11 protein-coding genes, 1 pseudogene and 1 other annotated feature are annotated in these 11,823 nt (G+C 45.6%); of the genes and pseudogenes, 3 read left to right on the top strand and 9 right to left on the bottom strand.

Going from position 1 to position 11,823, the window contains the following annotated elements:
* Positions 1-10: 10 nt before the first annotated feature.
* The 4 genes from L696_RS0121495 to L696_RS0121475 form a co-directional block, all read right to left on the bottom strand.
* Entirely contained in the window at positions 11-982 is a 972-nt protein-coding gene (locus L696_RS0121495; RefSeq protein WP_025685475.1) for a glycoside hydrolase family 43 protein, read from the bottom strand.
* Between the two features lie 210 nt (positions 983-1,192).
* On the bottom strand, positions 1,193-2,035 hold the full coding sequence (locus L696_RS0121485) for a carbohydrate ABC transporter permease (protein ID WP_025685474.1): 843 nt from the start codon (positions 2,033-2,035) through the stop codon (positions 1,193-1,195).
* Between the two features lie 27 nt (positions 2,036-2,062).
* The gene (locus tag L696_RS0121480; protein WP_025685473.1) at positions 2,063-2,953 is read right to left on the bottom strand and encodes a carbohydrate ABC transporter permease; all 891 of its coding nucleotides are present in this window, start codon (positions 2,951-2,953) and stop codon (positions 2,063-2,065) included.
* Positions 2,954-3,044: 91 nt separating this feature from the next.
* Positions 3,045-4,388: an ABC transporter substrate-binding protein gene (locus L696_RS0121475; protein ID WP_025685472.1), complete on the bottom strand. Its 1,344-nt coding sequence runs from the start codon at positions 4,386-4,388 to the stop codon at positions 3,045-3,047.
* A gap of 507 nt (positions 4,389-4,895) precedes the next feature.
* Between L696_RS0121475 and L696_RS0121470 the strand changes: the two genes are divergently transcribed.
* Positions 4,896-5,825 carry an ArsR/SmtB family transcription factor gene (locus L696_RS0121470; protein WP_025685471.1) on the top strand — a complete coding sequence of 310 codons (930 nt, stop codon included), beginning with the start codon at positions 4,896-4,898 and terminating at the stop codon, positions 5,823-5,825.
* A gap of 57 nt (positions 5,826-5,882) precedes the next feature.
* Here the strand turns inward: L696_RS0121470 and L696_RS0121465 are convergent, their stop codons facing one another.
* Positions 5,883-6,593, bottom strand: coding sequence for a DUF1361 domain-containing protein (locus tag L696_RS0121465; protein WP_025685470.1), 711 nt, complete (start codon positions 6,591-6,593; stop codon positions 5,883-5,885).
* 81 nt (positions 6,594-6,674) lie between these two features.
* Positions 6,675-7,280, bottom strand: a complete 606-nt coding sequence (locus L696_RS0121460; protein WP_025685469.1) for a DUF1349 domain-containing protein — start codon at positions 7,278-7,280, stop codon at positions 6,675-6,677.
* A 190-nt stretch (positions 7,281-7,470) separates the two neighbouring features.
* Positions 7,471-7,709, top strand: a binding site (T-box leader).
* Between the two features lie 42 nt (positions 7,710-7,751).
* Here L696_RS0121460 and L696_RS0121455 point away from each other — a divergent pair.
* Positions 7,752-8,936 carry an aminotransferase class I/II-fold pyridoxal phosphate-dependent enzyme gene (locus tag L696_RS0121455; protein WP_025685468.1) on the top strand — a complete coding sequence of 395 codons (1,185 nt, stop codon included), beginning with the start codon at positions 7,752-7,754 and terminating at the stop codon, positions 8,934-8,936.
* Positions 8,937-9,017: 81 nt separating this feature from the next.
* Here the strand turns inward: L696_RS0121455 and L696_RS0121450 are convergent, their stop codons facing one another.
* From L696_RS0121450 to L696_RS0121440, 3 genes and pseudogenes are all read right to left on the bottom strand, one after another.
* Positions 9,018-9,572: a GrpB family protein gene (locus tag L696_RS0121450; protein ID WP_025685467.1), complete on the bottom strand. Its 555-nt coding sequence runs from the start codon at positions 9,570-9,572 to the stop codon at positions 9,018-9,020.
* Positions 9,573-9,699: 127 nt separating this feature from the next.
* Positions 9,700-9,771, bottom strand: a pseudogene (locus L696_RS32805) (3-ketoacyl-ACP reductase); the annotation flags it as partial.
* 40 nt (positions 9,772-9,811) lie between these two features.
* A complete protein-coding gene (locus tag L696_RS0121440) occupies positions 9,812-10,393 on the bottom strand; it encodes a TetR/AcrR family transcriptional regulator (RefSeq protein WP_025685466.1) in 582 nt (193 codons plus the stop codon).
* A 194-nt stretch (positions 10,394-10,587) separates the two neighbouring features.
* Between L696_RS0121440 and L696_RS0121435 the strand changes: the two genes are divergently transcribed.
* Entirely contained in the window at positions 10,588-11,823 is a 1,236-nt protein-coding gene (locus L696_RS0121435) for an MFS transporter (protein WP_025685465.1), read from the top strand.

Below are 11,823 nucleotides of genomic sequence, written 5' to 3'. Positions count from 1 at the left end.
TAGATTTCGCTTATCTATCAACAGAAACGCCATCTGGTACTGGAATACCAAAATCAGGTGTTCCATCTTCCTTCCAGTTGAACGGCTGAACACGTGTATGACGATTCGGATCATACAGCGGGTCACCCGTAATCTCCTTGTAATTTCGTGCATGATATACGATAACATCGCTACCGTCAGCAGCAACCGTAAAACTGTTATGACCTGGCCCAAATTGTCCTGTTTCCTTATTGGTACAGAATACCGGCTCAGGTGATTTTGTCCATGATTTCGGATCAAGTAAATCCGCATTCTCATCTGCCGTCAACAGGCCCATGCAATAATTGTGGTCTGTGGCGCTAGCTGAATAACTGATAAAGATCCGCCCGTTCCGTTTCAGAACTGCCGCTCCTTCATTCACCTTAAAACCGATGATTTCCCAATCATATTCAGGAGTAGAGATCATCACCTGCTCACCGCGAAGCGTCCACGGATTGCTCATTTCGGAAATATACAGATTGGAATTACCGACGATATCCGGGTCCTTCTGAGCCCACACATAATACAGAACTCCATGATGCTGGAAGGTTGTCGCATCGAGAGCGAACGTCTCCCAACGGGTTTTAATCTGTCCCTTTTCCACCCATTCTCCTTCCAGTGGGTTAGCTGAATCATTTTCCAATACGAACATCCGGTGGTCGAACAGACCTTCCTTCGTTTCTGTGGTGCGAGCTGCTGCAAAATAAATGTACCATTTATCGTTAATATAATGAATTTCCGGTGCCCAAATGTTCGCACTTAACGGGCCCGTTTCATATTTGTGCCACACGGCGACAGGCTCTGCTGTACTTAAATCTTGAATATTACGTGCTCGTCGAACCTCAATGCGGTCATACTCTGGTACAGATCCGGTAAAGTAATAGCATCCGTCACTATGCTTGTAAATCCAAGGATCTGCCCGTTGCTCAATGACCGGATTATTAAAGGGTACAGATTGATTCATGGTTATTCTCTCCTCTATATATAAGTATGTAGTTCATACAAGTGATCGGGAGGCGGAGCCTGTGGATATACAGGGTCCGGAGTGTTATCCCCACAGCCGGATAGGCCCAGCATAAGCAGCATCACCATAACTGTTATTCTCCTCCTTCCTTTACCCCTTACATATTGTGATTGCCTTACATCATTCATCCGTGCCCTCCAGGGGCTACACTTAACCTTTGACACCGGAAATAGCAACCGACTCAATAATCTGTTTCTGGAAGATCAGGAATATAATCAGTACAGGTAACAAAGCGACTATGGAAGCTGCCATAATAAGCGGATAATCCGTCTGAATGGCATAGGTCGCATTAAAGTTCGCTATGACCAGCTGCAATGTTTGCGTTTCCGGTGAATTCAAATAAATAATAGGTGCCAGATAATCGTTCCAAATCCCCATGAACCATAAAATAAGCTGCGCGGCGATAGCTGGCTTAATGAGCGGGAACGTAATCGACGAGTAGAGTCGGAAATAAGAGCTTCCGTCAATTTTGGCAGCTTCGATAATGGCATCAGGTATGCTAAGTAAATACTGCCGCAGGAAAAAGATCATGACCACATTCCCAAACAGACCCGGAACGATCAGCGGAAGAAGCGTGTCTACCCAACCGAGCTTGGAAAACATCATAAACTGTGGAATCATAACCGTCGGATACGGGATCATCATCGATGCGATCAGGGCCAGAAACAGTTTGTTTTTATGAGGAAATCTCAGCTTTGCGAATGCAAAAGCGGCCACACTGGATGTAAAAGTACCAATAACGGTAACACTTACGGCCACAATCACACTGTTTTTAATCCCGCTGAGCAAAGGCCCTGCTTCCCAAATCTCCTTGTACTTGCTGAACTGGAACACTTCTGGTATCCATACTGGCGGAAGAGCAAAAACATCCTGCTTTTCCTTAACCGAGGTGGACAGCATCCAGAGCAACGGTGCGATCATCACAATCGCTCCAATGGCTAAGGCAATAAAAATAATAGTATTGGTAACTTTCGTTCTTTGACTATGGGACATAATCAGACTCACTCCTTTCCGCGAAAATCAATCCCCATCAAAGGACGATTTTTCATTCATTTTGAATTGAATCAAAGTTACGATAAAAATGAAGATGCCAAGAATCATAGCCATCGCGGAGGCATAGCCCATTTGCAGGTTTTTGAATGCCTTATCCCAAATATAGAAGACGATTGAAGCGGAGGAGTATTCTGGACCACCCGTTGGTGTCATAATGTTCATTTCGGTAAAAATTTGCGAACCGCCAATGATATTGGTTACGACCAGGAAAAAGGTTACCGGCTTCACCATTGGCCATGTAATGTTGCGGAACATTTGGAATCCGCTGGCTCCATCAAGCTCTGCCGCTTCATAATAAGAGCGAGATACACTTTGCAATGCCGCCAGATACAGCAACATGGTGTAGCCAAGACCTTTCCAAACTGTCATGAGAATCAAGGCTGGCTTGACTGTATCCTTATCCATCAGCCAGTTAGGACCTTTAATGCCGAACAGCTCAAGGAATTGGTTCACCAGACCATAGTCTCCGTTATATGCCCAGTTCCACATTATAGAAACGGCAGCCAACGAAGAAATAACCGGAATATAGTAGATCACACGAAATGTCGTCGTGCCTGGAATCTTGCGATTCAACCCCAGTGCTAGCAGTAAAGCTAATACTAGACCAATTGGAATACCCAGCATTAAGAAAAAAGTATTGTACATCGATTTGTAAAAGAGCTCATCGCTAAATAAATCCCTAAAATTGTCGAGACCAATAAAGTTCATTTGTCCCAATCCGTCCCAATCTGTAAAAGAGCCGTATAACGAATAGAGAAACGGGAACAACGTAAAGATTAGCAGACCGAGAATAGGAGGAAGAATAAATAAGTATCCATATATCTTCTCTTTGCGGTAGAGATTAGATTTGGTTATCACAGGGCTCACCTCTGTTTCTAATTTGGAATGAAGATGATGTCAGCAGCATGGTATCAGCCACTAACATCATCCCTTATCCGCTATTTACGCATTATTTCTGTGATTTTTTCTCTTGCTCCACCGCTTTATCCAGCAGTTTCTGCATCTTTGGCTGCTCCTGTTTCACATAATCCGCTGCCGTAATCTTGCCGTCCAGCACAGGTTGGATATCAGTGAAGAAAATATCGTACCATTCGGCATTATACGTATAGTTGCCTGGCAACGAGCGACCATAGTCATTCACAATATCAATAAATTCTTGTTTGTTAACAGGCTTGGTTTTCGTATCTTTGGCCCACTCATCCGCCATATCCAGCAGATTCGGAATTTGTACCTTTGCGTCTACGAGCTGCTTCATTCCTTCTTTGGAAGTCGTCAGATAGTTGACCAGAGCTACAGATTCATCCGGGTACTTTGTTTTAGAAGAGACACCGATACCCAGAGAACCAATCCATGTTGCCGATTTGCCAGTCGATCCTGCCGGGAAAGGCAACAGATCATATTCAAATGGCAGTTTTTCAAATGTACTCATATCCCAAGGACCTACCGGGAAGAATGCCATTTCGCCCTTCATCCAGCGTTGATAGGTGTCCAGTGTTTGTGATTGTTCAATACCAGGTGTAATTTTATATTTGTTTTGCATATCAGCAAAGTACTGAAGCGCTTCCGCAAATTTCGGATCATCAATCGTTACTTTGGTTTTGCTCTCATCCAGCCAATCTGCCCCATTGCTCCATACAAAGGCTTGCAATGCCCACTGAACGTTAAAGCCTGTACCGTATTGATCTGGCTTGCCGTCACCATTGGTATCTTTGGTCAACTCTTCGCTGACCTTGATGAATTCATCCCATGTATACGGTTTGTCTTTATCAGGCAAGGGAACGCCCGCTTTTTCGAACATCGTTTTGTTGTAGCCGAGTGCGAATGGACCCACGTCCTTTGGCATACCGTAAATATTTCCTTGACCAGCCATTTTACCGTCATAGCGATACAAATCCACACCGTATTTCCAAATGTTATCCAGGTTTATATCCTTGTTCTTCTCAATGTAAGGGGTGAGGTCCTTCAGTACCCCACTATTTACATAAGCCTTCACATCTCCAGGGTTAAAATAAAAGACATCTGGAAGATTATTCCCTGTGATCGCAGCTCTGAGCTTTGTAGCATATTGATCCGCTGCTGTCACGACCATTTTAACCTTTACTCCAGGATGTTCCTCTTCAAATTTCTTAATGACTTCCTTATATGCCTTCTGCTCATCTGTTCCGCCACGGAACATGAACGTTAGCTCCTTGCTTCCATCACTACTGGAGCTTCCTCCACTACAGCCAGCCAGTGCAGCAACCATCAACAACAGCACAACCATTGTCATTGCAAAACCTTTTTTCTTTATCAACGCGACCCCTCCTAAAATTGAAATGAAACCGCATACATATAGTGTTAAAATAAACTTATACCACTTGGGCTGTATTCACCTGTGCGGTACATCATCTGTTGTACACTCAGCCTGTGATCATCATCCCTCTCATGCGCCATATAATTAACATTTTACTTTATCAATAATGTATTCGTTTACAAGCAAAATATAGCATGTCGTTCAACGGTTCGTCAATGTATTTTTAAATCTTTTCAAACAAATATAAAGTATAGAATTGAATAGCATGAAAAGTTAAATTAAAACGTATTTAAGTTTATTTTAACTGAATAATTCAATAAAATAACTTTAATACGTTTATTTTTATGAAAAATCGATTCTGGGGTTCGTTTCACTCTCCTTTTTATTTTCATAAAAATAATTTACAGCAAAGCAGTTTACTTCTTTCTGATTTTATTTTAACATAAGTCAAAACAAATATATAAGCGCTTACAATACATTTTTTAGAGATAAGGAAGGTCTATAGCTATGATTTATATTAAGGACTTAATGTCAGGGCTAGACATTTTCAAAGCGCTCGGTTCGGAAATCCGCATTCAAATTCTGGAATTACTCGCCGCCCATCAAGGACAAAGTATGAATGACATCGCTAACAAACTTGACCTGAGCAACGGCACGATTACGATGCATATTCGTAAGCTGGAGGAATGTGGCCTTGTCGAGATCAATACCGTGAGTGGCAAGCACGGAACCCGAAAAATGTGCTATCTGAATAAGGAAAAGCTGATGGTGGACTTGCGTAGCAGAGAGCAGAAGAATGTGTATGAGGTTGAAATTCGCATCGGTCATTATAGTAACTATCAGGCAGTGCCAACCTGCGGCTTGGTGACCAGAGACAGCATTATTGGCGATTTTGATGATCCCCGCTATTTTGCAGATCCCGGGCGGCTGGATTCTGAAATGATCTGGATGGCAGATGGTTTTCTGGAATATCGAATTCCTAACTATCTCAAAGAGAATCAATCCTTTACCGAAATTCAATTTTCCGCAGAGCTGGGCTCAGAAGCACCGGGTTATTGTGAGGAATACCCGTCCGATATTTGTTTTCATGTGAATGATATTCCCATCGGTCACTGGACCAGCGCCGGGGACTTTGGAGAAGTGCCCGGGGTCCTCAATCCCGATTGGTGGCCGCCGCACCTGAACCAATACGGCATGCTCAAATTAATCCGCATCAATCAACATGGAAGCTTCATCGACGGATGCCGTATATCCGAAGTCACACTGGAGGATATCGGCCTGAACTATAAAAGTGATATTACATTACGTTTATCCGTATCCGATCAGCCGCAGAATAAAGGGGGTCTCACCATTTTCGGCAAAAGATTCGGCAATTTCAGTCAGGATCTGCTGGTGCGTGTGCTTTATGAAGAACACAGGGAGGACAACCTTAGCTGATGGCTTCCCATATGTAAAAAGGCCGAGACCCGTATTCGTGGAATACGTATCCTCGGCCTAAGCTTGCTTCTCCTCACTTAAAGAGATATAGATCAACAGATAAAAAATGACCGCGATTCCAAACACCAGCCAGCTAAAAGACAACAAATGAAGCCTTGCTCCGGCATGTACGACCCATTTCCAAACATCCATCACGATCACCATGGGTTGCAACGCCACATCCCAGCTATTCCAGCGAGCAAATCTGCCGATATATACACCTACACTGGACAGCCACAGGAACATAAAAACGATAGCCCACGCAAGCCAGCCGGAACAAACCTTTTGCAGCATACGGTGGATCATAAATATACAAATGGAAGTAAGAAAAAGACCAATCCCTGCCGCCGAAAAAGACGTAAATAAGATCAACCAAAATTGAGTATTCAGCCAAAAACGCGAGTCAGGATTCACATCATAAAAACGGAATGCATGCAGTAATTCAGTCAGCAAATACAGCGCATTCGGCAGAAAAAACAACCATACGACTCCAGCAAATAATAAAAGGAGCCTTCTCACTTTTATGTTTCCCAGCCTGGATAAGGCGAGCATTCCCAAAGAAATCAAGACTGGGACCCATGCCAGAAATAGATCCCAGTACAAAAATTGATACATTTTCGTCCCACTTGTGGACTGCACATACATAATAAGCCCACAACATCCCAACGTAGCTACAAGCAGTACACCCAATAAGCCGGGTAGCTTATATCTCTTTCCTTTAAACAGCAAACTCTCGTCCAACCCCCTACATAAATATACGTATATACGTTATGCGTCCATATTTGTTTATAGAAATGCTCTCTCCGTTTATTACACAGTTCGTATGTCCCCGGATACATGATTTTCCACATTCAAGGCATCAAAAGTAACATCACAACCTTCTCCGACCGGAGATTGTGCAACGACCCCGACCTTTAGCTCGTTTGGAACATCCATGCCAAAATATCTCGCCAACTTCCATTGCTGACCGTCTGATGAATAATGAAAGGCAAAGCAATTGCCGGCTCTTGCCACTCGCAAATACGGATTGGAAACGTCCATCGTCCCAGATATACAATCATCGGACGTATCCCGTGTGACCACACTAAGAATAGAGGGAGTGCTTTCAAAGTATTCAAAGCATAGCTTGGCCCAATGGGTATCATCCGCCATAATCATCAAGCATCCTGAGTCATAAGGCTGCTTCATATCGACACGAACCCTCGTCCATATTATAAAATCACCTTGAAGCGTTGTATGCAAAAAGGGTGCAGACGATTTTATCGCTGCGCCGGACGGATCTCTAAAGAAATCCGCCTGTGAAGGTGCAGATACCTGTAAATTATTGGATTCATCGAATCTCCATACAGTCGGTTCGTTGATCCAGCCCCATCCCGTAGGCAAAACCTTGCCGTTAAAGCGTTCAAATACGTTCATATGGACACCATCCCTCTCTAGCCAATATTGTCAAAAATCATGGTGAAATCGGGGGCCCAATCCCCCTTGATACCACTATATACGTTATTTTCCAATCGTCAATGATGATGCTCCTGTCTTTAATTTCATAAAAAAAGACTTGCCATCCTGAAATGTTGTGCTTATAATTACACCTAACTTGATACGGTAACAAATTTCAATGACGAGAACGAGTAAGCTATACAGCGGATTTGCAGAGAGTTGGGGCAGGTGAAAGCCAACATTCCGAGGGTAGCCGAACGCCATCTCCGAGAAGCGGGCTGAACCTGAAGTAAGCTCTGCCGCCTTTCCAGCGTTAACCGGAACACGTATTAATGGATACGTGAACAGAGTGTCATTTCTTATGGAATGAAACTAGGGTGGTAACACGGGTATAAACTCGTCCCTTTACAGGGGCGGGTTTTTTTGTTTTTCAAAAAGGAGGAAATCAACATGACGAACGTATCGACCACAGTATCTATAAGCGATTTTTTAACTCCAGCTGTACGGGAAATGCCGCCTTCAGGCATCCGTAAGTTTTTTGAATATAGCGCAGGCAGAAAAGATATTATTTCGCTTGGTGTCGGTGAACCGGACTTTGTGACCCCTCAACATGTCAGAAGGGCTTGTATCACAGCACTGGAAAATGGCAAGACCTCGTACACACCGAATGCTGGTCTTCCCGAGCTGCGTGAGGAGATTTCCGGGTATCTGGAGAGCAGCTTTAACACGTCCTACAATCCGGCAAATGAAATCATGGTAACGATCGGCAGCAGTGAAGCGCTGGATTTAGCGCTCCGCGCCCTGATTACGGAACACGATGAAATTCTCATTCCGGCTCCCTGCTATATTTCGTATTCACCGATCACATTCCTGAATGGAGGGCATACGGTAACGGTTGAGACCTCTGCTGATCAGCAGTTCAAGCTGACGGCTGAAGCGCTCAAAGCCAAGCTGACTCCACGATCCAAAGTGCTTATTCTCTGTTATCCGAACAATCCGACAGGTGGAGTAATGACTTATGAGGACTGGCTACCGATTGCCCGCTTGGTGGAGGAGCATAATCTAGTCGTGATCTCCGATGAAATTTATGGTGAACTGACCTATGGACAGAAGCATGTAAGCTTCGCCGCTTTGCCGGGCATGAAAGAACGAACCCTGCTCATCAGCGGCTTTTCCAAGGCCTTTGCGATGACGGGCTGGAGAGTCGGCTATGTATGCGGCCCGCAGGAGCTGATTTCAGCCATGCTGAAAATCCATCAATATACCGTTATGTGCGCTCCTATTATCGGACAAATTGCCGCTATTGAGTCCCTGCGCCACGGGCTGGAGGAAAAAGACCGCATGATGGAATCGTACAATCTGCGCAGAAAATGGTTTGTTGAAAGCTTGCGTCAGACAGGACTGCCGTGCCATGAACCGAACGGTGCCTTCTACGCTTTTCCATCCATTACACACACGGGCTTAAGCTCAGAGCAGTTTGCCAAGCGGTTACTGGAAGAAGAGGGTGTCATTACCGTACCCGGCTCCGCATTCGGACCGGGCGGCGAGGGCTTTATCCGCTGCTCGTACGCATCGTCGCAGGAACAGCTGCAAATCGCTTTGGAGCGCATCTGCGTATTCTTGAAACGTCTGTAATCAGCCGGCCATTCCCCTATCCGCGATTCTACCTTCTATAATAACAATGTGAAAAACCGGGATGTCCGGCCGTCCTAATCTTTAGGATGGTCCGGCATCCAGAACGTTTTGCACAAAATCGGTTTTAGCGTCCGTATACGCTTCACGATCATGCTGATTTTCCATTGCCAGCTTCCTTTTTAATGCATCATATTGCTGAACCAGCTCAGGCCGTTCACGAAGACGGTTCCGAAACAACAGTTGTTGATCCCAATGCTCCTCATTTTCCAGCATCAGATGCAGATGTCCCTTTCTTTGATCCTGTTCCACTTTAACCAAAAATCTTCTCCATTCCCGACCGTCCAGCTCAGGCGGAACATAGCTCCAGCCTGCTGGTTGCAAAGCAGAGACAATCTGTTTCAGCCTATCCCAGGATTCCAATTTTGCCATAATGTCTATGATGGGCTTGGCGGAAAGATTGGGAATTGCCGTGCTTCCTATGTGCTCCATTTCCGTCACCTTAAACGGCAGTAGCAGCTCCCGCAACTCGTGAATAACCTGCAAGCCCTGCTCTGACCAGTCAGGATCAGGATTCACTATTTTTACAGGCTCCGTAGCCCACACTGGCCAATGTTCCTGATTTTGCTCCTCATGCATTCACTTCTCCCCCTTATACCCACTCAAAAATAATTTCATCCAAAGCAGTATGCTTCTGTACAAAACGTGTCACTTCTCGCAGTGCAATATCCGCTGCCGTCGCTCCCGTATAATGTCTGGATCTTTTTACCATCGTTGGTACCACAGCATTAACCCTTACATAAGGTGAAAAATTCATGGCACAGCTTTTAGTAAAGCCAAAATACAACTCTCAAGTACTATCAGCTATATGAAAGAAGTTACTTCAATAACATAAGTGTAGTCGCAACCGCATGATCCACAAAGGAACGCTCCGGACGTGACTTCATCATTACGGTAATCCCGATTAACAACGAGATCATCGTATGAGCCAAAGCTCGCGCCTCCGTAGTAGTCTCAAGCTCCCCTGACCGTATACCACGCTCGATGGTTTCTTGAAATACAGTAGAAAGATACATCTGATGTTCCCTCGTCAAAATTTCAAACTTCTCATCATGTGGGGCCAATTCTACCATTGTATTGATGCAAAAGCACCCCCGGTTAGGGCCTTCATCATATTCTTCTGCCACTATCCCTTCAAAAAAATTGCAAATTGCTTCTTTGACAGAAGCACTACTTAGCAGCCTGGACTGTACATAAGCAGCGTGGGATTGTGTATATTTGCGCAGCGCAGCTTCGAATAATTGCTTTTTATCCCCAAAGGCAGCATAAATACTGGGGCGCTGAATTCCCATTTTGGAGGTTAAATCGCTTAAAGACGTAGCCTCGAACCCTTTTTCCCAAAAAAGCTGCATCGCTGCATCCAATGCCTTTTCCTCATCAAATTCCCGTGGTCGAACCATAAATAACCCCTTCTTTTCGTATCGTTCAGTATATTAAGATTGTATGATTATCAGAAGCGACTGTCAAATATGTACATGATAAACTCTTGACATCTCATATGGACACAAGTTATATTAACCTAAATCATTACTTACCAATCGGTATATTATACTTATCGGTACGTAACTTACAGAAAGTGATGTGGTATGTGAAAATGAAGACGTCAGAAGAAAAAGCGGTACTCCTGCCCCATCAAACTGTAGCCAACGCTGCCGAAACAGCCCCCGTTCATTCCATGTCCCGATCTGTGGCACTCCTATTTGCCATCGCCTGTGGGCTGGCTGTCGCCAACATTTATTACGCGCAACCATTACTGGACGCGCTGGCGCACGAGTTTGGCATCACACATTCATCGGTTGGCATCGTCATTACAGTCACGCAGATTTGTTATGCATTGGGACTGTTTCTGCTCGTCCCGCTTGGCGATCTTTTGAATCGACGGCGGCTGATTACCGGACAACTGCTCCTATCCGTGCTGGCGTTAGTCGCAGTTAGCCTGGCTCCCACGCGTACAATCCTGCTCATGGGCATGGCAGCAGTTGGGCTGCTGGCTGTCGTCACACAGACACTTGTTGCGTTCGCCTCGACCTTGGCCGCCCCGGCTGAACGCGGACGCATCGTTGGTCTGGTGACCAGCGGTGTCGTTATCGGTATTCTGCTGGCACGAACCGTGGCTGGTGTATTGACCGATCTCGCGGGTTGGCGTTCGGTGTACCTTGTTTCTGCCGCATTGACGCTATTCATGGCTGTAGCGCTGTTTCGGGTGCTGCCACAGAATGAACCCAAAGGAGCAACGCTATCCTATCCGCAGCTACTTCGCTCGGTTCTCACCCTGTTCGTGCAAGAACGGATTCTGCGTGTCCGAGCCGTGCTGGCTTTGCTCATTTTTACTGCGTTCAGCATATTGTGGACTTCGCTGGTACTGCCTCTCAGTGCCCCGCCGCTATCTCTTTCACACACTGCCATCGGGGCCTTTGGTCTGGCCGGAGTCGCCGGAGCATTAGCGGCTGCTCGGGCAGGGCGTCTCGCCGATCAAGGCTCAGGACAGCGGACGACGGGTATTGCGCTGGCTCTGCTACTGCTATCCTGGTTGCCTATCGGCTATACCGAGCACTCGCTGTTCGCTTTGGTCCTCGGCGTTATCCTTCTGGATCTGGCGGTACAGGCTGTGCATGTGACGAATCAGAGCATGATTTTCACTGTACGTCCTGAGGCACGCAGCCGATTGACCGCAGGCTACATGATATTTTATTCCATCGGCAGCGCCACCGGGGCCATCGCTTCGACGCATATGTACACATATGCAGGCTGGAACGGGGTATGTCTATTGGGTGCTGGTGTCAGTGCTCTGGCTCTCGTCTTTTGGGCAGTAACCTGCCGTTCAACTTGA

This window comes from Paenibacillus maysiensis (genome assembly GCF_000520815.1).
Classification (GTDB): Bacteria; Bacillota; Bacilli; order Paenibacillales; family Paenibacillaceae; genus Paenibacillus; species Paenibacillus maysiensis.
Note: the sequence above shows the minus strand (reverse complement) of the source record. Positions and strands in the feature narration are given on the sequence as shown.